Genomic DNA, 21,707 nt, shown 5'->3' on the forward strand with positions numbered 1-21,707 from the left:
CGAGGCGGGCGGGGCCGCCCCCGCGCCCCCGCGCCCCCCGTGTGCCCCCCGGCGTTGCCCCCCTCGTCACAACATGGGGAGATGACGCGGCGCGCGCGAGTCCGCGCGGCGCGGGCGCGGAAGGGTGACACGGACGGCCAGTCCGCTGCCTGGCCCCGGGGCGTCCTCCAGATCGAGGGCCCCGCCCCAGGCGGCCAGGATGTCCTGGGCGATCGGGAGGCCCAGACCGGTGCCGGGGCCGGCGGTGTCCAGGCGGGTGCCCCGGTCCAGCACGGCCGCGCGCTGCTCGGCCGCGATCCCCGGGCCGTCGTCGATGACACGCAGCTCGACCGCCTCGTCTGCGGCCGCGCCGGTCAGGGTGACCGAGGTGGCGGCATGGCGGGCGGCATTCTCGATCAGCGCCCCCAGCACCTCGGTCAGGTCGTCGCCGTCGATGCCCGCCCGCAGGTCGGCGGGGATCCGCTCGTGCCAGGTCAGGCGGGCCCCCGCCGGGCCGCGCCGCACCACACCGACGACCCGGGCCGCCACCTCGGCCGGGCGGCAACTGCCGTCCAGCATGCCGGCGGCCAGGCGGGCGCGGGCCAGTTCCCGTTCGACGTGGCGGCGCATGGCGGTGGCCACCTGGTCGATCTCGTCGGCGACGTCGACGGCGCCCGACTCGCGCAGGCGCGCCACGTCGCCGGCCAGCACCTGCAGCGGCGTCTTGAGGCCGTGCGCGAGGTCGGCGGCGCGGGCGCGGGCGCGCGCCACGTCGCCCTCGCGCGCGGTCAGCAGGCCGTCGACCTCGGCGGCCAGCGGCTGCACCTCGTCGGGGAAGTCGCTGCCAAGCCGGCTTGCGGTGCCGGCGCGGATGGCCCCGACGCGGGCGCGGATGGCCGCCAGCGGGCGCAGGCCCACCGTGATCTGCAGCCAACTCGCCACGATCAGCCCGAGCGCCAGCACGCCCAGGTAGGGCAGCAGGTCGGCGGCGAAGGCCGCCGTGGCGGCGCGCAGGTCGGCGCGGTCGAGCGCCACCGCGGCGCGCACCTTGGGGCTGCCGAGCCGGCCCGGCAGGGTGACGCTGCGCTCCAGGGTCAGCAGCGACTGGCCCGCCGGGCCGTCCAGGGTGTGTTCATGCACCTGCCCGTCGCGCAACTCGTCGGCCGGCAGGTCCAGGCGGGCGTCCCACAGCGAGCGCGAGCGCAGCACCCGATCTTCCGCTTCGGCCTCCACCTGCCAGTAGAGCCCGGACAGCGGGCGCGTGAAGCGCGGATCGGCGGGCGGCTGCGGGGCCGCCAGCCGGCCGTCCGGGGCGCGGTCGAGGCCGGCGATCACTTGGTCCAGGTGGACGCCGAGTTCCACGAGGGCGCGGCGCTCCACGTGGCGCTCGAACAGCAGCGACAGCCCGGTGCCGGCCAGCGCCAGCGCGACCACAATCGAGACCGCGCCGGCGATCAGCAGCCGGACGCGGATGGACGAGGGCGCCAGGCGGGTCCCCACGGCTGACTCCCGCTCAGGCCGGGGTGTCGGCGAGTGTGTAGCCGAAGCCGCGCCGGGTCTCGATCACTCCCGCCCCCAGCTTGCGCCGCAGGCGGGTGACGACGGCTTCCAGCGCGTTGGCCTCGCGCGCGTCGTCGTCGCCGTACAGATGATCCAGCAGCTCCGGCGGCGGCACGACCCGGCCATGATGGTGAACCAGATAGGCCACCAACCTGTATTCCAGCGGCGACAGCGGCACCGGCACGCCGTCGACCGCCACCGTCATGGCGCGGGTGTCCACGCTCAGACGGCCGGCCGCGATGACCGCCGCCCCGTGCCCGGCGGAGCGGCGGATCAGGGCGCGCACCCGCGCGATCAGTTCCTCCATGCGGAATGGCTTGGGCAGGTAGTCGTCGGCCCCGGCGTCGATACCCTCGACCCGCTCGGTCCAGCTGCCGCGCGCCGTCAGCACCAGGACCGGCGTCTGCCGCCCGCCGGCGCGCCAGCGCTTCAGCACCGCCAGCCCATCCATGCCGGGCAGTCCCAGGTCCAGCACGATCAGGTCGTAGTCCTCGGTATCGCCCAGGAACCAGGCTTCCTCGCCGTCGCCGCAGGTCTCGACGCGGTAGCCGGCGCGCTCCAGCGCCTGGGCGGTATCGGCCGCGATGCGGGCGTCGTCCTCCACCAGCAGGATTCGCATCAGTCGTCGTCCTCGATCTTCACCACCCGCGCCGTGGCGGCGTCCACGTAGATCTCCTGCACCCGGCCGTTGGGCCGGACCACGGTGAACTCGTAGACATACAGGCCGTCCTCGCGCTCGAACTCGGTGTCGATCAGGCGGCCTTCCAGGGCCGTGCCCACCTGCGACAGGATCTCGGCGAGCGGCCGGATGCGGCCCTGCTGCAGCAACTGGCGGGCGCGCTCGTGGGCATCGGGGACCCGGTCGGAGTCGCGGCCGTAGCGATCGTCATGGTCGTCGTCGTCACCATGGTCGTCGTCATAGTGGTCGTCGTCCCACTCATCATTCCGGTCGTCGTCGCCGTAGCGGCCGGGGGCGGTGGGGCCGTGATAGTAGCCGTCGTCGTCGGCTCGCGCCGGCGCCGGAGCGGCGACGGCCGCGCTGATCAGCAGCGCCGCCGCGAGGGTGCCGTGAACCCAGCGGCGGGCGAGGGGGGATGCGTGTCTCATGGCGCGATCCTCGGCCAGACCGACTGACAGGACGCTGACGCGGGCGATCAGGCTGGCGTCAGCGGCGTTGGCGCAGGGTGGGTCCCACGACGGCCCGGGGCGGGATGGTCCCGCCGCCGGCGCCGTACTCCCCTCTCCATAGCAGACCCGAAGGAGACCGTCCCATGCGACCCACTCTGATCGCCGCCGCCACCGCCACCGCCCTGACCCTGGCCGCGGTGCCCGCCCTGGCCTCCAGCACCGACGTGCAGGGCACGACCGCGCCCCGCAGCGCGTGGATGAGCGTCGGCCAGGTTGCCAATATGTTCACGAGTCGCGGCCTCGACGTCCGCTCGGTCGACACCTACCGCGATCACTACGAGGTCGAGTTCATCGACGCCCAGGGTGTGCGGATGGAAGCCTACGTCGATCCGGTGACCGGCAAGGTGCTGCGCCAGGAACGCGACGACTAAGGACGGGTATGTCGGGCGCGGGGCCAGACCCGCGCCCGTCCCACCGTAGGACGTTTTACCGACAACAGGAGCACCATCGACATGGCTGAGATGTCGAGCACCGACCACGGCACCCCCTCCGAGACCGCCGAGTCCGGCAACGCCGACAGCCGCGGCATGATCCAGGTCTGGGATCCTTTCGTGCGCATCGGGCACTGGATTCTCGTGGCCGGGTTCCTGATCGCCTATTTCACCGAGGGTGAGCCCGCATGGCTGCACGAGTGGGCCGGCTACGCCGTCGCCATCACCATTCTGCTGCGCGTCGTCTGGGGCTTCATCGGCAGCGAGCATGCCCGCTTCAGCGATTTCGTGCGCAGCCCGGTGGCGGCGTGGGAGTACATCAAGGGCATTCCCGCCGGCACTGCCAAGCGCTTCATCGGTCACAACCCCGCCGGCGGTCTGATGGCCCTGGCGCTGATGGCGTCGCTGTTCGCGGCCAGCTACACCGGCATGGCGATGATCGCCCAGGAGGGTGAGGGGCCGCTGGCCTCGTTCATGGGTCCGGCCGCCACCGCGCAGGTGGAGTTCATCGGCCCGGCGTTCGCCGACGATGACGAGTATGGTGAGTACGGCGAGGGCCGCGAGCGCGGCGAAGGCGGCGAGGCCGGCGAGCAGTGGGAGGAGCTGCACGAGTTCTTCGCCAACCTGACTCTGGTGCTGATGGGCCTGCACATCATGGGCTTCATCACCAGCAGCTTCGCCCACAACGAGAACCTGGTGCGCGCCATGATCGACGGCCGCAAGCGGGCCTGACGCCCTGCGTTAGACCGACGCATCTTGTACAACTGAAGCGCAGCGCTATGGTATCGGTCTCGACACAACGCCGGGGCGGTCAACGCCCCGGACCCGACAGGGAGGAGATCCGACCATGGCGCTGCTGGACCTCGGTCCGGGGGCGGGGCTGTACCACGAGTACGACCCGCCCGCGGGCAACAAGCCCACCCTCGTCTTCGTCAACGCGCTGACCGGCAACACCGGCGCCTGGCAGGCGGTGGTGGCGCCACGCTGCCGGGCCGCCGGTCTGGGCACGCTGTGCTGGAACGTTCGCGGCCAGCAGGACAGTCCGTTCACCCCGGACACGGTGCTGGACGCGGCCCTGATCGCGGGTGATCTGCGGCGTCTGGTGGACCATGTGGCGCCGCCGCGCCCGCTGCCGGTGGGACTGTCCATCGGCGGGCTGTACGCCGCCCGCGCCATCCTGGCGGGAATGCCGGCCGAGGGGCTGGTGCTGCTCAACACCCTGCGTCGCATCGGACCGCGCATCGCCTGGATCAACGACGCCATGCTGGCGGCGGTCAGGACCGGCGGCGTCCCGCTGCTGCTGGACATGTTCCTGCCGCTCCTGACCAACGAGGACTACCAGGCCGCCCACCGCGCCCAGTTCCTGACCGGCGCCCCCTACGTGCCGCTGGATCCGGGTCACGGTCACGTGCGGCTGATGGAGGCCGCCGGCGGCACCGACTGGGACCTGCCCTACGAGGCCCTGACCCTGCCGGTGCTGACGGTGACCGGGCTCCAGGACCGGTTGTTTCTCGACCGGCCCATCGTGGACGAGCTGCGCGCGCGGCTGCCGGACGCCCGCCACCTGACCTGGGACGACGCCGGCCACCTGCTGCCACAGGAACGCCCGGAGCGGCTGGCCGATGCCCTGATCGCCTTCGCGGCGGAGGTCTGAGCCATGTGGAGCAATCCCGCGGTGGCTTACGGCGCCGTCATGATTGGCGTCCTCGGCCATGCCTCCAGCGAGTTCGTGGCCGTCTATTCCGGCGTGGCCGGACCGGAGGTGTCGAGCTGGCGCTATCTTCTGGGCGGCACCGGCCTGTTGCTGATCGCGCTGGCGGTGCCGGGCGCGCGCGACATGATCACCCCCCTGCGCGAGGCCGGCGGCCGGATTCTGGTGCTGTCACTGCTGGGGGTGAGCCTGGCCTACCTGCTGTTCCACTGGGCGCTGGACCACGCGACCGTCATCCAGGTGGCCACCCTGGTGACCACCATTCCGATCTGGGTCGGGCTCGCCAACCTGGTCATCAACCGCCAGCCGGTCAGCGCCGCCAAATGGCTGACCGGCGCCGCCGCCGTGCTGGGCGTGGCGCTGCTGCTGACGGACGGCATGCTGGGGCGGCTGATGGACGCCGGCGGCTCGCTGGTGGGCCTGCTGATGGCGCTGGGCTGCGCCGCCCTGGTGGCGGTCTACTCGGTCTTGATGAAGCCGATCATCGGCCAGTACGGCGCCCTGCGAATCACCGCCCTGTCCATGTTCCTGGGCGGCATCGGGCTGTGGCTGCTGGTGGGGGTGGCGTTCGGGGTTTGGGTTGATCCCACCGCGCTGCCGGACCGGCCGCCGCGCGAGGCCTGGAGCCTGCTGGCGATTGCGCTGTGGAACACCACACTGACCCAGTATCTGTGGATCGGCGGGCTGGCGCACGCGCCCGACATCACGCGGGCGAGCTACCTGTTCTTTCTCAAGCCGGTGATCGCCGCGGCGCTGGCGCTGCTGATCCTGGCGCAGCCGGTGACGGCGATCCAGGTGACCGCCATCGCGGTGATCTGTGGCGCCGTGCTGGTGGAGTTCCTGTGGCAGCGCCGGCGCCGCCCGGCGCCGGCCCGGGGATAGGGCGGGCCGGGGCGGCGGTCCGTACGCGGCGGCCGCCCCGGGCCATGACCCTCCGTGCCCTCAGCCCCTCAGTGCACGCTGAGCGGCTCCATGTCGTGCTGGCGGGTGGCCGCGATCGCCTGTTCCGGCGTCGGCGCGAAGCCGATGCGCTGGCCGTTGGCGGCGTGGATCGCCCAGCCGGTCTCGTCGTCCTCGGTGCGGACGGCGTAGATGTAGGCGATGTGGTTCAGGCCCAGACGCGCGAAGTCCTGCGGGCTCATGGACCCGATGGTGCCGCTGTCGTCCCGCTCGGGCACGGGCTGCGCGATCAACGGGCCGGGGGTGGTGGTCTTGGTCTCGGACATGACGGACTCTCCTACTCGAACCTCAGGAGGAGCGCAGCGGCGCCGAAGCGCGGTCGGTTTCCGGACCCTCCGCCTCGGTGTTGGCGTCGGCCCCCGCATCGGCGTCGGCCCCCGGATCGGCCTCGGCATCGACGGCGATGGTCTGGCCGGCGCCCTTGCTGCGCGCCCCGTTGCCGCGCCGGGCTGCGGGCTGACCGCTGATCTTGATGCGGCGCACGCGCGGCTCCGGCACCGGCCGGTCGAGGTCCACGTGCAACAGGCCGGTCTCCAGGTGCGCGCCCAGAATCTCCATGCCCTCGGCGAGCACGAACGCGCGCTGGAACTGGCGCGCCGCGATGCCCCGGTGCAGGAACACCCGCGTGCCGTCGTCGCTGGCCTGGCGGCCGCGGATGACGAGTTGGTTGTCCTCGACCGAGACCGACAGATCGTCCTCGGTGAAGCCGGCGACGGCCAGGGTGATGCGCAGGCGCGTCTCGCCGATCTGTTCGATGTTGTAGGGCGGGTAGCCCTCCGGCTGCGATTTCTGGACCCGGTCCAGCAGCCGTTCGACATGCTCGAAGCCCACCAGCAGCGGGCTGTTGAACCCGGACACGCGGGTCATGGGCGCTCCTCCTCCTCGGTTCCGAGCGAGTGGGTGGGCGGACCCGGTGACCCGGCATCCGCCGCAGCGGTCGGATCGCCCGCCCGACAACCCTGAGGCGGCGTTGCCGGGACGGATCGACCCTCACCCTATTTCGGGACAAAACCCCCAGCCGTCAAGCGGCGACAGGGCGGCGACAGGGTCAATCCAGGGCCACCCCAGGGCCGCCCCGGGGGTCGCCCCGGGGGCGGCCCCTGGATGCAGCCCGCCCTTCCGGGGCGCGGCCGGGACGCCTATACTCCGGACCGTCATGCGCCTCGTCCTCCACTACGTCCTGCGTCAGCTCGTCATCGCGCTCGTCCTCGGGACGACGGCGCTGATGGTCCTGCTGTGGCTGATCCACTCGCTGCGCTTCTTCGATGCCTTCCTGAACAAGGGCCTGCCGGTCGGCACCTTCCTGACCCTGACGGTCCTGTTGATGCCGGGGTTCCTGACCTTCTTCCTGCCCATCGCCCTGTTCGCGGTGATCCTGTTCGTCTACCACCGCATGATCGTCGACCGCGAGTTGATGGTGCTCCAGGCCGCCGGGCTGAGCCGCTGGCAGATCGGGGCGCCCGCGCTCGCGCTGGCCGCCGCGCTGTGCGGCCTGGGCTACTACCTGACCCTGGACGCGGTGCCGCGACTGGAACGCGCCTTCAACGCCCTGCGGTTCGAGATCCGCCACGAGATCAGCCGCCTCGCGCTCACCGAGGGCGCCTTCACCGAGATCAGCGACACCCTCACGATCTATGTCCGCAACGCCACCGAGCGCGGCGACCTGGAGGGCCTGATTATCCACGACCGCAGCGACCCCGACATCACGGTCACGATCACCGCCCGGCGGGGCGCGCTGGTCTACGACCAGGGCCAGCCGCGGGTGATGATGGTCAAGGGGGTGCGTCAGGAGCGCGACCGCGCCAGCGGGCGCGTCAGCTTCCTGTTCTTCGACCGCCATTCCATGGCGGTGGCCGACCGCGACGCCGAGGGCATGGTGCGGGTGCCGGAATCCCGGGAGCGCACCACGGTGGAGCTGTTCACTCTCACCACCGAGGACCAGATGGCGCCCAACTTCCCGCACACCTTCACGGAGGGCAACGTCCGTCGCATGCGGATGGAGGGTCATCAGCGGCTGGCGAAGCCGCTCGCCAACGTCTCGTTCGCCCTGGTGGCCCTGGGGGCGCTGCTGGCCGGCGAGTTCAACCGTCAGGGTCGCAACCGCCGCATCGTGGTGGCGGTGGCGGCGGTGGTGCTGGCCCAGGCCACCACGCTGGGGGCGGCCAATCTGGCGCGCAGCGACCTGACGTGGTTGCCGCTGCTGTACGTCGGGCCGCTGGGCACCATGGCGCTGGGGCTGTGGTGGCTGCTGCGCTATCCGCGTCCCGGCAGCGCAGGCAGCGGGACCGCCGGCGGCGCGACGGCGGCGGGCGCGACCGAGGCCGCGGCGTGACGGCGGCGCCGGCGGCGGGGGTCACGCCCGGTCATGCCGGGCGCCAGATCTGGCGTTTCCTGCGCGAGATGGGCGGGCGCTGGTGGCCGTTCATGGTCGTCGGCGGGGTCGCCATGCTGGGGGTAGCGGGCGCCACCGCGCTGACGGCGTGGCTCATGAAACCGGCCGTCGACGACGTGTTGGCGGCGCACGATCCGACCATGATGTGGGTGGTCGGCCTGGGGCTGCCGGCGGCCTTCGCCGTCAAGGGCATCGCCAACTACGCCCAGCGCGCCAGCATGCTGTTCGCCGGCCTGGGCCTGGTGGCGACGGCGCGCGGCCGGCTGTTCGGGCACCTGGTCGGGCTCGATCTGGCATTCTTCCAGCGTCACCCTGTGGGCGAATTGACTTCGCGGCTCATCAACGATCTGGACACCCTCAAGACCACCATCACCTCGACCGGCATCGCCCTCGGCCGCGACGCCGCGACCCTGGTCAGCCTGTTCGCGACCCTGATGCTGATGGACTGGGAACTGACCCTGGTCGGCACCCTGATCTTCCCGGCGCTGGTGCTGCCGGTGCTGGCCCTGGGCCGGCGGGCGCGCCGCCGCACCACAGAGTTGCAGGAGACGCTGGGCCAGTACGACGCCATGCTGTCGCAGGCGTTCGAGGGCGTGCGGGTGGTCAAGGTGTTCGGCACCCCGGCGCGCGAGCGCGCCCGGGTGCACGGGGTCGTCATGCGCCTGTTCGAGGCCATGTTCCAGGTCGAGCGGTCCAAGATCCTGTCCACGCTGCTGATCGAGGGCGCGGCCGGGCTGGCGGTGGCGGCGGTGGTGGTCTACGGCGGCCACCGGGTGATCGCCGGCGACACCACGGCGGGCACCTTCTTCGCCTTCGTGACCGCGTTGATCCTGGCCTACCGCCCGATCAAGAAGCTGGGTCACCTGAACGCCGTGATTCAGGAAGGGGTGGCGGCGCTGGACCGGCTGTTCGCCATCCTGGACACCCGGCCGGGCCTGACCGAGGCTTCGGACGCCCGCCCGCTGGCCCTGACCGCCGGCACGATCCGCCTGGAGGCGGTGCGGGTTTCGCACGCCACGGCGGCGGTGCCGGCGCTCGATGGGGTGACGCTGGACGTGCCGGCCGGGGCGACCGTCGCCCTGGTCGGGCCGTCGGGGGCGGGCAAGTCCACCGTGCTGGCGCTGGTGGCGCGGCTGCTGGATCCCGGAACTGGCCGCGTGCTGATCGACGGCCAGGACCTGTGCGGGGTGACCCGGGAGTCGCTCTGGCGCCAGATCGCACTGGTGACCCAGGACGTGACGCTGTTCGAGGGGTCGGTGTTGGAGAACATCCTGTTCGGCGCGCCCGGCGCCGTCGATCCCCGCGATCCGTCGCCGGCGTGGCGGGCGCGGGCCGAGGCGGCGGCGCGCGACGCCGATGCGCACGACTTCATCGCGGCCCTGCCCGAGGGCTACGACACGCCGGTCGGGGAACGTGGGCTGCGCCTGTCGGGCGGCCAGCGCCAGCGTTTGGCGATCGCCCGGGCGATGGTGAAGGCGGCCCCGATCCTGCTGCTGGACGAGGCCACCGCGGCGCTGGACCGGGAGACCGAGCGTCGGGTGCAGGCGGCGCTGGACCGGCTGCGGCGCGGCCGGACGACCCTGGTGGTGGCGCATCGGCTGGCGACGGTGCGCCATGCCGACCGCATCCTGGTGATGGACCGGGGACAGGTGGTGGAAAGCGGGGATCACGCGGCGCTGGTGGCGCAAGGCGGACTGTATGCCCGCCTCTGGAGCCGCCAGGGCGGCGATGCGGCCGGGCTCGGCGAGGTCGCCCGGGCGGTGTAGGGCGGTACGGCGGGCCGAAGCGATGGCCCCGCATCCGCCACCGCTGTCTGTGGCTGCGCTTTGCGCGCCTCGCCGTCCCCGAGGACCGCGCGCAGCCCGTTCGACGCAGCCCGTTCGACGCAGCCCGTTCGACGCAGCCCGTTCGACGCAACCCGTTCGACATGGGGCCCGGCGGCGTCACGCACGGCATTGGAGCCCGGGAGGTGGTCCAATGCCGTGCGATCCGCCCTAGCGGTTCTGACCGGCGTAGCAGCCGTCGCGGGCGCAGACCTTGAGCTGACCCTGACGGTTGATCCACAGCGCGGTGACGCTGTCGAGCTGGTGGCCCTCCATCGGCAGCACCCGCGCCGCGCGGCTCTCGTTGCGCCAGATCCAGGCGTTGCAGACGTTGCGCACCGCGATCGGCTCGCACGCCTCCTGGCCCGCGGCAATGTACTGCGCATCGGTCTTGGCGTCCGGGCAGACGACCAGGGCGATGGTGCCGTAGACGCCCACAACATTGCAGGTTTCCGTGCCGGGCGTCACCTTGGCCGTCTCTTCGGCCAGCCCGGGCACGGCCACGGCCGCCATCGCCATCCCGCCGGCCAGCGCGGCCGCCCACTTCAGTTTTCGCATCGCTGGTTCACCTGTCGTCGTCGTGATCGTGTCCCACGGATCCGGGCCTTCAGGTCCTGGCCTTCAGGTCCTGGCCTTCAGGTCCGCGCCGTCGCGCGGCGTGGTCGACCCCGTCTCCGCCGAGACGGTCGGGAACGGCGCGCCTCGCCCCGCACCCCGTGACGACCGACCGGACCGAGGGCCGTCGCGGGGGAGATCGCGGACTCCAACGCGCGCAAGATGCTGGGCACCCTGCTGATTTGCGACGGTCGCGTCAACCTTGGGAATGGTCATAGACCGGGTCCAGAGTCCGACACCCGCCGACACTGCCCACGAGCTTAGCTTAAAGACTCATCCGAAACAATACGGTACGGGTCTGTGTTCAATCGCCGGTCCAGCTCGTGAGGGACCCTGGAGTTGAGGGCGGTGGCGCCGCCGCCCCTCTGTGCGCGAGACTCCGGCCCGAGGGCCGCAGACGGAGCGCCCCCGCCCCGCCGGGCGCAGGGCCGGGCGGCGACGGGGGCGGGACGGTCGTGCGGTCCAGAGTCGTGGGGCGGCGCGGCCGACCGGGCTGTCACGGCAGCCAGAACGGCTTGTCCCCCTCGTCCCGGGCCAACTCCCGGCTCAGGCCGATATCGCGGAGCAGGCGCTCGTCCATGTTGCGCAGTTGCCGGCGGGTGCAGGCGCGGCGGCGCCACACCGTGACCTGATGCGTCACCGTCTGCACGAAGGTCCGCATGGCGCGATGGCGGGCGGCGGCCACGGCGGCGGGGAGCCGGGCCGTGTTCGGCGGGGCGACTCGCGGGATGCTGGTCATGGGTCGATCTCCCTTCTCGCTCGAACGGCGGACACGGTGTGTCGGCCTCTAACGTGAAGGTGGATCCGCCCCGTTCGATCCACAAACGAGACTTTCTTGGTCCCCCCATGAACCAGATTGAGCCTGTGCCGCCGGGTGGCGGCGCCGGGGTCCGGCGCGCGCTCCTACTCCGTCTCGCGGCGGCGGAAGGCCGATTCGGCGACCGCCCGGGCGCCGCCCTTGGCGTCGATCATGGCCCGGGCGCGCGCGATCTCGGCTTCAAGCTGGGCGATGTAGGCTTCGAGGTCGCCGACGGAGAGGGTCTCCAGGGCCGGCGGCCGGGCGACGGTCGGGCGGGGGTCGAGGTCGTCGCTGTCGATGGGCATGGCGGCACACGGTCCGGCTGATGGTCGGTTTGGGATGTCCTGATCCGGGCCGGATGGTGGTCCGCGCCCGGCGGCGGTGCGGGGGCGGTCCGGGGGCGTGGGCGCCGACGCTCAGCCCGCGCCGCGCACCGCCTGGGCCACGCGCACCGCCTGGACGGTCTCGGCCACGTCGTGCACGCGCAGGATCTGCACGCCCTGGTCGACGGCCGTCAGCGCGGCCGCCAGCGAGCCGCCGAGCCGCGCCTTCGGCGCCGCGTCGCCGGCGGCGCGGGCGATGAAGCTCTTGCGCGACGCCCCCAGCAGCACGGCACAGCCCAGACCATGGAACAGCCCCAGGTGGGCCAGCAGGTCCAGGTTGTGCTCCAGGGTCTTGCCGAACCCGATGCCGGGGTCGACGCACAGCCGCGCGGGCGGGATGCCGGCGGACTGGCAGACCGCCACCCGGCGCGCCAGCCAGGCGTAGACGTCGGCCGGGGCGCGGTCGTAGTGCGGGTCGGCCTGCATGGTGCGCGGCTCGCCCTGCATGTGCATCAGGATCACCGGCACGCGGGCCCGCACCACCACACCGAGTGCCGCCGGGTCGTCGGCGAGCGCGGTGACGTCGTTGACGACCCGGGCGCCATGGGCCAGGGCGACCTCCATCACGGCGGCCCGCCGGGTGTCGATGGAGATCAGCGCGCCCCGGTCGGCCAGCGCCTTGACCACCGGCAGCACCCGGCGCAGTTCCTCGTCCGGGCTCACCGGATCGGCGCCCGGGCGGGTGCTCTCGCCGCCGATGTCGAGCAGGTCGGCGCCGGCCTCCAGCATGGCGAGCCCGCTGGCCACGGCGGCGTCGGTCGCCGCATGGTCGCCGCCGTCGCTGAACGAATCGGGGGTGCAGTTCAGGATGCCCATGACCCGCGGCCGGTCCAGGGACGGGCCAGCGAACGGCGCGCGCGGTGCGGTCAGTCGGCTCAGGGCGGCCTGCAGGATGGCCGTCATGGCGGGTCCGTGCGCCCGCGCCCAGGCCATCAGGCCCGGCACGTCGGTGCCGTGCACCTGCCACGGCGCGGACTCGCCCGCGCGCAGGAACACGGTGACCGCGCCGAACACCGTCGGCCCGCCGGCCAGCGGCCATGCCCGGCCTTCCGCCACCGCCGCGTCGGCGGCCGGGCCGCGCATCAGGCCGGTGGGCCGCAGCAGCAGCCCCTTGAGGGGATGCGGCAGTTCCCGGCCGCGGAAAAGGCCCCGCGGGAGCGCGGGGCCCGTTTCCTCGGGGGGCTGGCCGGCGAAGGTGTCGTCTGGCGCCGCCACCCGCATGCGCTAGGCTCCCGGTTGCGGTTCCGGGCCGAGCGGCTTGCCGCGCAGGCCGCCCCCGCCGTCGGTGGTGGGGACCGAGGCCCGGCGTCCGCGCGGCGGCGGCGGGGGCTCGCTGTCCTGCACCTCCTCGCGGTCGATGTGCTCGCCCCGCAGCAAGGCCCGGATCTCGTCCCCGGTCAGGGTCTCGTACTCCAACAGGCCCTGGGCCAGGCTCTCCAGCTCATTGAGGTTTTCCGTCAACAGACTGCGCGCGCTCTCGTGGGCGGTGTCGACGATCTTGCGGATCTCCTCGTCCACCAGGCGCGCGGTCTCGTCGGCCATGTTCTTGTGGCGCGCCACCGAGTGGCCCAGGAACACCTCTTCCTGGTCTTCCGCATACAGCAGCGGCCCCAGCTTGTCCGACATGCCCCACTCGGTCACCATCTTGCGGGCCATGTTGGTGGCCATCTTGATGTCGCTCGACGCCCCGGTGGTGATCTTCTCGGGGCCGAAGATCAGTTCCTCGGCCACCCGGCCGCCCATCGCGACCACCAGGTCGGCCTCTAGCTTGGCGCGCGAGACGCTGATGCGGTCCCCCTCGGGCAGCCGCATCACCATGCCGAGCGCGCGTCCGCGCGGAATGATGGTGGCCTTGTGGATCGGGTCGGACTCCGGCATGTGCAGTGCGCAGATGGCGTGGCCGCCCTCGTGGTAGGCCGTCAACTTCTTCTCGTCGTCGGTCATCACCATGGAGCGCCGCTCGGTGCCCATCATGACCTTGTCCTTGGCGGCCTCCAGTTCGGACATGCCGACCACCCGCTTGCCGCGGCGCGCGGCGAGCAGCGCCGCCTCGTTGACCAGGTTGGCCAGGTCGGCGCCGGAGAAGCCGGGGGTGCCGCGGGCGATCACCTTCGGGTCCACGTCGGGGCCCAGCGGCGTCTTGCGCATGTGCACCTTGAGGATCTTCTCGCGGCCGAGCACGTCCGGGTTCGGCACCACCACCTGGCGGTCGAACCGGCCCGGGCGCAGCAGCGCCGGGTCCAGCACGTCCGGACGGTTGGTGGCGGCGATCAGGATGACGCCTTCGTTCGCCTCGAAGCCGTCCATCTCCACCAGGAGCTGGTTGAGGGTCTGCTCGCGCTCGTCGTTGCCGCCGCCCAGACCGGCGCCGCGGTGGCGGCCGACGGCGTCGATCTCGTCGATGAAGATCAGGCACGGCGCGTTCTTCTTGCCCTGTTCGAACATGTCGCGCACGCGGCTGGCGCCGACGCCCACGAACATCTCGACGAAGTCCGAGCCCGAGATGGTGAAGAACGGCACGTTGGCCTCGCCGGCGATGGCGCGCGCCAGCAGGGTCTTACCGGTGCCGGGCGGGCCGACCAGCAGCACACCCTTGGGAATCTTGCCGCCGAGGCGCTGGAACCGCTGCGGGTCGCGCAGGAACTCGACCACCTCTTCCAGCTCCGACTTGGATTCGTCGATGCCGGCGACGTCGTCGAAGGTCACCCGCCCGGCGCGCTCGGTCACCAGTTTGGCGCGCGACTTGCCGAAGCCCATGGCCTTGCCGCCGCCGCCCTGCATCTGCCGCATGAAGAAGATCCACACGGCGATCAGGAGCAGCATCGGGAACCAGGAGATCAGCACACTCCAGAACGTGGGCGCGTCGTCGTTCGACGGCAGCGCCGAGATGGTGACGCCGTTGTCGCGCAGGGTCGGCACCACGTTCGAGTCCGGCGGGGCATAGGTCGAGAACGACCCGCCGCCGACCATCGTCCCGGTGATGCTCTCACCCTTGATGGTGACTTCCTGCACCTCGCTGTTCTGGACCCGGTTCATGAACTCCGTGTAGGAGATCTGGGTCCCGGTGCTCTGTGGCGCGGCCCCCTGGAAGACGTTGAACAACGCCACCAGCAGCACCGCGATGATGATCCACATCAGAAGATTGCGGCTGAAATTCAAGGCTGGACCCCTTGTCCCCATGGCGGCCGGGTCACCCGTGCCCACGGACCGCGCCAGTCATCACACGGCCTCGATCGAGACCATTTCTCTTCAAATAGGCGGCGGCCGGTCCTGTGCAAGCCGCGTTCCGCCGGTCGCGCCCCGGGTCAGGGGCAGGGCGGGGGCCGGACTCACCCGCATCGCCACCGGCGCCGGGGCGCCATGGTATCGCATGTGGGGCACGACACAAACGACCCCGTGCGCCACGCCGGGCGCCACCCCGGGCGCCACCCCATGCGCCGACCACAGCGCGGGCAGCGCGGCTCGGGCCGCCGCCGGGATCGCCGGGGGTGGCCCGCCCGCCCGCGCCACGGCGTGAGCGATCCGGGGCGCCGCGGCGCCCAGCGGCGCCAGCACCCAGGGTCCGTCCGGAGCGGTCGGCCCCGCATCCGCACCCGGCCCCTCCAGTGTAACGCGGAAGCGGCCGTCCCAGATCACCGCCTGACCCGGACTCAGGGGCTGCGGCGCCGGCAGGTGGCGGGCCTCGCGACAGACCAGCCAGCGTCCCGGCGGACCGCCCGGCGCCGGCAGCAGGCGGCATCGTCCCAGGGTCGCGCCGCTCTCCGGGCGACGGCGCAGGCGCTCCAGCGCGGCCGCGCGCGGCGGCCGCTCGGTGCCGCCGATCCAGGCCAGCAGGCGGCCCAGGGCGGCCCGCGCCTCGCTGGCGGGCGGTGCCAGCAGGGCGGTCAGGTCGACCCAGGCGAACCCGGCCGGATGCGGGGTGACCGTCGCGACCAGGCGCGCGTCCAGCCGTCGCGCCCGTTCGGCCCGGGCTTCGGCGGCGCGGGCGGCGGCCAGCGCCAGCCCCGGTGCGGCCACCCCGGCCTGGCCCAGGGCCGGCGCCAGGTGGCGCAGGCGCACGCGCTGGAAGGTGGCATCGGCGTTGCTCGGATCCTCGATCCAGGGCTGGCCACGATGCGCCAGGGTGGCCCGGGTGCGCGCCCCCGCGACCGCCAGCAGCGGCCGCAGCAGGCGCACGAAACGGCGCCACGACACCGGCGCCATGCCGGCCAGCCCGTCGGGGCCGCTGCCCTGTCCCAGGCGCTGCAACAGGGTCTCGGCCTGGTCGTCGCGGTGGTGCGCCAGCAGCAGGTCGAGCACCCCGTGCTCCCGGCACCAGCCCTCCAGCAGGCCCAGGCGGGCCGCCCGGGCGGCGGCCTGCACGCCGTGGGCCGGCGCCGGCCCGGCCCAGTTCAGGGTGGCATGCCCGACCCCGGCGGCGGCCATCCAGTCCGCCACCCGGCGGGCTTCGGCGGCGGCGGCGGGGCGCAGGCCGTGATCCACCGTGAGCGCGGTCACGGTGCCGCCGCGCGCCCGCGCCCAGTCCCGCGCCAGCAGGGCCAGCGCCAGGCTGTCGGGGCCGCCGGAGACTCCCACGGCGAGGTGGGGCGCCGGCTCGAACGGCCCCAGGGGCGCCATCAGGGCATCGAAGGCGGCCGCGTCGATGGGCGGCGCCCCAGGGTCGGCCGCCATCGCCGGACCGCCGTCAGCAGCCGTTGCGCGCCATCTGGTCGGCGACCTGGCGCTGCAGCGTGCCGGCGACGTCGGGGAAGTCGGCCCGCAGCTTCTGGAAGGCGGCGCAGGCTTCGCGCGGCTTGCCCAGCGCGGACATGGACATGCCCAGCTTGAACAGGTTGTCCGGGGTCTTGGAGCCGTCCGGGTACGCCTTGTAGCCTTTGGCGAAGGCCACGGCGGCGTTCTCGTAGTCCCCGCGCGCGTAGTGCGTCTCGCCCAGCCAGTACTGGGCATTGCCGGCGAGGCGGTGCTGCGGGTTCACCGCGATGAAGGCCCCGAAGGCCTGCTCGGCGCGCCGGTAGTCGCCCTGGCGCAGCAGGGAAAAGGCATGCTGGTACTGCTCCTCCGGGGGGGCATCGGGCAGCACGGCGCGGGCCGCCGCGTCGGTGATCGGCGCCGGGGTCGGTGTCGATGACGGGGCCGCCTCCGGCGCCGGTTCGGACAGATAGCCCAGCACGCCGCTGTCCGGCGCCAGCGGCTGCGGCGATCCCGGCGCGGGCGCGGGCAGGGGCGCCGGGCTGGTCGCGGCGCCGGGGGCGCGGTCCGGGGCGGTCCCGGGTCCGGCCTGCCCGCCCAGGCGCATGTCCAGTTCGCGCTCCAGCAGGTCGACGCGCTGTTCCAGTTGGCGGGTGCGATGCTCGGCCTGTTCGAGCTGGCCGGTCAGGCCGCGCACCATCTCCTCCAACTGGTTGAGGCGCACCTGCATATCGGCCACCAGGGCGCGGGTGTCCTGGGCGCGGGCCGGGGCGAGCGGGCCGGACAGGGCGACGGCCGCCAGGGCGGCCACGGTCACGATCACGACACGGACGGCGCGCGGCGCGGCGGACGGCGGAACGGACGGCATGGCGGGCTCCTGAATCGGGGCGGGGACGCGGGCCATGGGCCACGGGCCTGGCGACGATGGGGCGCAGTCTGACCCATGTTCTTGACGCAATAAAGGCGCCGTCCCGGAAGACGGCGCCTCGCATGCGCGGATGGGGCGGCGGCGGGGGCGGCCCGCGTCCGCCGGTCCGGACCTCAGCGCAGGGTGGTCACGCCGCGGCGGTTACGCGACCAGCAGCTTTCGTTGGACTGGGTGCACACCGGCCGCTCCTTGCCGTAGGACACGGTGCTGACGCGGTTGGCCGGCACGCCCAGCGAGACCAGGTAGTTGCGCGCCGCGGTGGCGCGCCGCTCGCCCAGGGCCAGGTTGTACTCGCGGGTGCCGCGCTCGTCCGCGTGCCCCTCGATCACCGCCGAGTACTGCGGGTACTGCTGGAGCCAGGCGGCCTGGCGGCGCAACGTCTGCTGGGCCTGGCTGTCCAGGTTGTAGGAATCGAAGGCGAAGAAGACGCGATCGCCGACCTCCTGGACGAATTCCTGCTGGCTGCCGGCGGCCGGCCCGCTGGGCGCGGTCACGGGCGCCGCTCCGCCACCGGTCTGGCCGGACCCGGTTTCGGGCGTGGACGAGCAGGCGGCAAGCACCGCGGCGGCGGCCAGGACCGTGAGAACTTTGAGCTTCATGAACAAGAACTCCAGGACCGATGGAAAACCGGCATGCGAGCCTCGTCGGATGGGGCGAACAACCCGACGGTATGGCGTGTGGCGACAACGAAGACCGTCGCCTCCGTCGTCCCAGCACCGGAGGCGGCAGATCCGGGTTGTATCCGAAAGCGCGCGGCGAACACAACAGGGAAGGCGGTCCGCGCCGGCTGTCCCGGGCGCCGGCCGTGACCGGCGTCACACGCCCGGGCGCGCGTACGGTCGCACCGGGACGGGGCGGCGACCGGCTCCGGGGAAGGTGGTGATTATTGGTCGTGATCGTCGTCGGGAACGGCCGGCGCGAGCGGATCGTCGTCTGCCGGCGGGGGATCGGCGTCGGGTCCCTCGGGCGCGTCGGCGGCCGGCTCGGGCTCGCCCTGGCGCTCCGCGTGGCGGGCGCGGCCGCGCGCGATGATGATCGCCTTCTCCAGGTCGGCCTCGGTGCACAGGCCGAGAATCACCGGGTTGCGCGCCTTGATGTTCGGCGCGTTCCAGTGCGAGCGGTCGCGGATGGCCTGGATGGTCGGCTTGGTGGTGCCAAGGAGCTTGCAGACCTGGGCATCCGACAGCTCCGGGTGGTTCTTGAGCAGCCAGGCGATGCCGTCGGGCCGGTCGTGGCGCTTGGAGACCGGCGTGTAGCGTGCCCCCTTCTGGCGCGACTGCGGGATCGGGTTCTCGCCCTTCTGTAGCACCAGGCGGGCGTCCGGGTCGGCCTGGCAGCGGTCCAGTTCGGACTGGGTGAGCTGACCGTTGGCCAGCGGGTCCAGGCCGGTGATGCCGACCGCGACCTCGCCGTCCGCGATGGCCTGAATCTCCAGCTCGTGCATGCCGCAGAAGTCCGCGATCTGCTCGAAGGTCAGCGCGGTGTTCTCCACCAGCCACACGGCGGTGGCCTTGGGCATGAGCGGCAGTGCCATCGGTTCGGTCCTCCAGGCGACGGGTGGGATGCAGGGCGCGCGCGCCGGATCGGCCCTCGGGCGCCGGGACCCGGCACCGCGGGGACGCGCCCCGCGCGCGATCGGCACGCCCGACCCACAAACACGAAGACGGGCCGCCGGATCCGGTCTGGACCCGGTGGACCCTCATCCTCGACAGCGTGGCGTGTGTGAGCGTCCAGGCCCCGGCGACCCCGCGTTGAGCGGGGTCGGGCGTGCGGGGCTCCGGCTCCTACTTGGCCGGTCCGTGGTCCACGGTCAAGACAATCTTGCCGATGTGCGCGCTGGACTCCATCAAGGCGTGGGCCTCGGCCGCCTGCGCCAGCGGCAGGGTGGTGTGGATCAGTGGCGCCACCGTGCCGGCCTCCAGCAGTGGCCACACCGTCTCGTGCACGGCCCGGGCGATGCGGCCCTTGGCCTCGACCGGCTGCGGACGCAGGGTCGACCCGGTCAGGGTCAGGCGCTTGCGCATGACCGGCATGAAGTTCATCTCGACGGTCGAGCGCGCCAGGAACGCGATCGAGACGTGGCGGCCCTCGGGCGCCAGGATCGAGACATTGCGCGGCAGGTAGTCGCCGCCGACCATGTCCAGGATGACGTCCACCCCGCGCCCGTCGGTGGCCGTCTTGACCGCCTCCACGAAGTCCTCGGTGGCGTAGTTGATCGCCAGGTCGGCGCCCAGGCTGCGGCAGGCCGCGCACTTCTCGTCCGAGCCGGCGGTGGTGAACACGGTGGCGCCGAACGCCTTGGCGAGCTGGATCGCGGTGGTGCCGATGCCGCTGCTGCCGCCGTGGACCAGGAGCCGCTCGCCCGGCTTGAGCGCCGCGCGCTCGAACACGTTGTGCCAGACGGTGAAGACGGTTTCGGGCACGGCCGCGGCCTTGACCCAGTCGAAGCCGGCGGGGATCGGCAGCACCTGGGGCGCCGGGGCGACCGCGTAGGCCGCATAGCCGCCGCCGGCCAGCAGGGCGCAGACCGCGTCGCCGACCGCCAGCCCGCCGGTATCGCCCGCGCCCAGGGCGACGATCTCGCCGGCCACCTCCAGGCCCGGCAGGTCCGAGGCGTCCTTGGGGGCGGGATAGTGTCCCTTGCGTTGGATCACGTCGGGGCGGTTCACGCCGGCGGCATGCACCTTGATCAGGACCTCCCCCTCGGCGGGCATCGGCAGCGGGCGTTCGGCCGGGACCAGGGCCTCCGGTCCGCCGGGAGTCGCGATCTCGATGCAGGGCATGGTCTCGGGCAGGGCGGAGGACGACATGGCGGCGACTCTCTTGCGACAGGGCGAACGGGTGAGGGACCGGAGGGTAGCGGGGGCAGGGCCGCCGGGGCAAGCCGGACGGCACCCGCGGGTCCGGCCTTGATGCGCCGGATCCGAGCGCCGCGGTCGGATTTTCCGCCGGGCGATCGCCTTCCGGGGGGCGACGTCGACTCGCCGCGGACCGGGGCCGCCCGCCGCCCCGCAGGGGCACCGGAGGCCCCGCGCCACCCCAGAGATGACCGCAGAGATGAGGGGGCCGCTGGGACGCCGGGACCGGTCCCGGCGCCCCGACCGAGCCCGAGACGGTCCCGGGGGCTCGGTCGCCCGTTGGGCGCGGCGCGGTGGGCGGTGTGCGCAGCCGTGGCAGCAGCCCTGCGGCTAAAACCCTTGAAAAAGATAGGATAATTATGCATATTGGAGGGGTAACGACCGGTTCAAGGAACTAACAGGGAAGAAACCTTCGGGTTGTCTTTCCGGGAGGTGTAAGATGTTGGTGAACCGGACTTTCCTGACCCCTGATTCGCCGGTCGTGCAGACGATCGCCGAGGGGTTTCATATGCCTGTGGTGCTGGCCCAGGCCTGGACCGAAATGACGCTCGCCCAGCCGCACGGCGTGGAGACCGTGCACGACATGATGGAACGGTGCGTCGAGGCCGCCGACGAGCGCGGCGCGGCCAGCATGGCGGCGCGGTACCGGTCGGCGCTGTCGCGATTCGATACCATGGCGCGGGGCGGCGTCGAGGCCCCCGAGGCCGCGGCGGCCGCCGCCATCGAGCACGGCACACTGTGCCCGCTGGATGCCAATATGGAACGGCTGGGCCCCAAAGGGGCGGGCCAGAAGGCCCCCGGCCCAGCCGCCGGCCGCGGCCTGGTGATGCCGCCGCTGCCCGTTCACGACGGCGGCGGCGGGTGGCGCCACGCCCCCGACTAGAGAGGGGCGCGTCCCAGGCGTCAAGACAGGCGTCAAGACAGGCGTCAAAAGCCATTCGCACACGCCGGGTGCGCCGGAGCTTCGGTCCCCTCCCATGGGAGGGGACCGGGGCGGCACCAAGAGAGCCCGGCAAGAGAGCCCGGCGTGACGGCGCTTGACCGGGCCGGGCGGCGAGGGCGATAACCGGGCCATGTTCGGATTGAGCCTCGGCAAGGTGCTCTTCACGGTCCTCGTGGTGGTCGTGGTCTGGGGTGCCTTCAAGTATTACAGCCGCGCCCTCGGGGGCGAGGCCCGCGCCAAGCGCCCCAGCCTGCGTGAGCGTGTCGAGCGCGCCGCCCAGGACGCCGTGCGCAAGCGCATGGGCGAGGACGGCGCGCCCGGCGGCAAGCCCGCCGAGGACTTGGTGCGCTGCCCCAACTGTGGCGCCTGGCACGCCAAGGGCACGGCCTGCCCCTGCGGCTACGGCCGCTGAGGGTGGGCCGGTCCCCCGCGGGAGCGGGGGACCAAG

Annotated in this window: 23 protein-coding genes; 8 read left to right on the forward strand and 15 right to left on the reverse strand. The window is 72.7% G+C overall.

From position 1 onward, the window contains the following. Window positions 1-66: 66 nt before the first annotated feature. From GGD88_RS19275 to GGD88_RS05905, 3 genes are read right to left on the reverse strand one after another with little or no spacing between them, the layout of a single operon-like run. The gene (locus tag GGD88_RS19275) at window positions 67-1,479 is read right to left on the reverse strand and encodes an ATP-binding protein (protein ID WP_221237025.1); all 1,413 of its coding nucleotides are present in this window, start codon (window positions 1,477-1,479) and stop codon (window positions 67-69) included. Window positions 1,480-1,492: 13 nt separating this feature from the next. Next, window positions 1,493-2,158, reverse strand: coding sequence for a response regulator transcription factor (locus GGD88_RS05900; protein ID WP_184432709.1), 666 nt, complete (start codon window positions 2,156-2,158; stop codon window positions 1,493-1,495). Beyond that, window positions 2,158-2,646, reverse strand: coding sequence for a PepSY domain-containing protein (locus GGD88_RS05905; RefSeq protein WP_184432711.1), 489 nt, complete (start codon window positions 2,644-2,646; stop codon window positions 2,158-2,160). The genes GGD88_RS05900 and GGD88_RS05905 overlap by 1 nt, the downstream gene beginning before the upstream one ends. Before the next feature lie 164 nt (window positions 2,647-2,810). Here GGD88_RS05905 and GGD88_RS05910 point away from each other — a divergent pair, with 164 nt between their 5' ends. From GGD88_RS05910 to GGD88_RS05925, 4 genes are all read left to right on the forward strand, one after another. Next, on the forward strand, window positions 2,811-3,098 hold the full coding sequence (locus tag GGD88_RS05910) for a PepSY domain-containing protein (RefSeq protein WP_184432713.1): 288 nt from the start codon (window positions 2,811-2,813) through the stop codon (window positions 3,096-3,098). Between the two features lie 81 nt (window positions 3,099-3,179). Then, entirely contained in the window at window positions 3,180-3,890 is a 711-nt protein-coding gene (locus GGD88_RS05915) for a cytochrome b/b6 domain-containing protein (protein ID WP_246423592.1), read from the forward strand. A 115-nt stretch (window positions 3,891-4,005) separates the two neighbouring features. Next, entirely contained in the window at window positions 4,006-4,812 is an 807-nt protein-coding gene (locus tag GGD88_RS05920) for an alpha/beta fold hydrolase (RefSeq protein WP_184432715.1), read from the forward strand. Window positions 4,813-4,815: 3 nt separating this feature from the next. Further along, on the forward strand, window positions 4,816-5,751 hold the full coding sequence (locus GGD88_RS05925; protein WP_184432717.1) for a DMT family transporter: 936 nt from the start codon (window positions 4,816-4,818) through the stop codon (window positions 5,749-5,751). A gap of 68 nt (window positions 5,752-5,819) precedes the next feature. On the opposite strand, the gene GGD88_RS05930 is transcribed toward GGD88_RS05925, so the two are convergent. Both GGD88_RS05930 and GGD88_RS05935 read right to left on the reverse strand, forming a co-directional pair. Then, window positions 5,820-6,095: a DUF1150 family protein gene (locus GGD88_RS05930; protein ID WP_246423593.1), complete on the reverse strand. Its 276-nt coding sequence runs from the start codon at window positions 6,093-6,095 to the stop codon at window positions 5,820-5,822. A gap of 22 nt (window positions 6,096-6,117) precedes the next feature. Continuing rightward, complete coding sequence (locus GGD88_RS05935; protein WP_184432720.1) at window positions 6,118-6,696, reverse strand: Hsp20 family protein; 579 nt, start codon at window positions 6,694-6,696, stop codon at window positions 6,118-6,120. A 289-nt stretch (window positions 6,697-6,985) separates the two neighbouring features. Between GGD88_RS05935 and GGD88_RS05940 the strand changes: the two genes are divergently transcribed. Together GGD88_RS05940 and GGD88_RS19110 are read left to right on the forward strand one after the other, a co-directional pair. Beyond that, on the forward strand, window positions 6,986-8,161 hold the full coding sequence (locus GGD88_RS05940) for an LptF/LptG family permease (protein ID WP_184432723.1): 1,176 nt from the start codon (window positions 6,986-6,988) through the stop codon (window positions 8,159-8,161). Next, entirely contained in the window at window positions 8,158-9,987 is a 1,830-nt protein-coding gene (locus GGD88_RS19110) for an ABC transporter transmembrane domain-containing protein (protein WP_184432726.1), read from the forward strand. Before GGD88_RS05940 ends, GGD88_RS19110 begins: the two co-directional genes overlap by 4 nt. Window positions 9,988-10,215: 228 nt before the next feature. Here GGD88_RS19110 and GGD88_RS05950 read toward each other — a convergent pair whose 3' ends face one another. The 10 genes from GGD88_RS05950 to GGD88_RS05995 all read right to left on the reverse strand — a co-directional run bounded on the left by GGD88_RS05950 (window position 10,216) and on the right by GGD88_RS05995 (window position 20,268). After that, entirely contained in the window at window positions 10,216-10,602 is a 387-nt protein-coding gene (locus GGD88_RS05950; RefSeq protein WP_184432728.1) for a hypothetical protein, read from the reverse strand. A gap of 553 nt (window positions 10,603-11,155) precedes the next feature. Continuing rightward, window positions 11,156-11,398: a DUF1127 domain-containing protein gene (locus GGD88_RS05955; protein WP_246423594.1), complete on the reverse strand. Its 243-nt coding sequence runs from the start codon at window positions 11,396-11,398 to the stop codon at window positions 11,156-11,158. 164 nt (window positions 11,399-11,562) lie between these two features. Continuing rightward, the gene (locus tag GGD88_RS05960; RefSeq protein ID WP_221237026.1) at window positions 11,563-11,763 is read right to left on the reverse strand and encodes a DUF1192 domain-containing protein; all 201 of its coding nucleotides are present in this window, start codon (window positions 11,761-11,763) and stop codon (window positions 11,563-11,565) included. Between the two features lie 111 nt (window positions 11,764-11,874). Continuing rightward, a complete protein-coding gene (gene folP / locus GGD88_RS05965) occupies window positions 11,875-13,062 on the reverse strand; it encodes a dihydropteroate synthase (RefSeq protein ID WP_184432731.1) in 1,188 nt (395 codons plus the stop codon). A 3-nt stretch (window positions 13,063-13,065) separates the two neighbouring features. After that, on the reverse strand, window positions 13,066-15,021 hold the full coding sequence (gene ftsH / locus GGD88_RS05970; protein WP_281392836.1) for an ATP-dependent zinc metalloprotease FtsH: 1,956 nt from the start codon (window positions 15,019-15,021) through the stop codon (window positions 13,066-13,068). 69 nt (window positions 15,022-15,090) lie between these two features. Beyond that, window positions 15,091-16,512 carry a tRNA lysidine(34) synthetase TilS gene (tilS, locus tag GGD88_RS05975; protein ID WP_184432746.1) on the reverse strand — a complete coding sequence of 474 codons (1,422 nt, stop codon included), beginning with the start codon at window positions 16,510-16,512 and terminating at the stop codon, window positions 15,091-15,093. 13 nt (window positions 16,513-16,525) lie between these two features. Next, a complete protein-coding gene (ybgF, locus tag GGD88_RS19115) occupies window positions 16,526-17,398 on the reverse strand; it encodes a tol-pal system protein YbgF (protein WP_184432749.1) in 873 nt (290 codons plus the stop codon). Between the two features lie 173 nt (window positions 17,399-17,571). Next, a complete protein-coding gene (gene pal / locus GGD88_RS05985) occupies window positions 17,572-18,057 on the reverse strand; it encodes a peptidoglycan-associated lipoprotein Pal (RefSeq protein ID WP_184432752.1) in 486 nt (161 codons plus the stop codon). A 284-nt stretch (window positions 18,058-18,341) separates the two neighbouring features. Continuing rightward, window positions 18,342-18,992, reverse strand: coding sequence for a DUF1013 domain-containing protein (locus tag GGD88_RS05990; RefSeq protein ID WP_184432755.1), 651 nt, complete (start codon window positions 18,990-18,992; stop codon window positions 18,342-18,344). Window positions 18,993-19,242: 250 nt separating this feature from the next. Next, window positions 19,243-20,268, reverse strand: a complete 1,026-nt coding sequence (locus GGD88_RS05995) for an NAD(P)H-quinone oxidoreductase (protein ID WP_221237027.1) — start codon at window positions 20,266-20,268, stop codon at window positions 19,243-19,245. Between the two features lie 487 nt (window positions 20,269-20,755). On the opposite strand from GGD88_RS05995, the gene GGD88_RS06000 reads away from it, so the two are divergent. Continuing rightward, window positions 20,756-21,199, forward strand: coding sequence for a hypothetical protein (locus GGD88_RS06000; RefSeq protein ID WP_184432758.1), 444 nt, complete (start codon window positions 20,756-20,758; stop codon window positions 21,197-21,199). A gap of 190 nt (window positions 21,200-21,389) precedes the next feature. Next, entirely contained in the window at window positions 21,390-21,671 is a 282-nt protein-coding gene (locus tag GGD88_RS06005; RefSeq protein ID WP_184432761.1) for a hypothetical protein, read from the forward strand. The last annotated feature ends 36 nt before the right edge of the window (window positions 21,672-21,707 follow it).

The organism is Roseospira goensis (genome assembly GCF_014197795.1).
Classification (GTDB): domain Bacteria; phylum Pseudomonadota; class Alphaproteobacteria; order Rhodospirillales; family Rhodospirillaceae; genus Rhodospira; species Rhodospira goensis.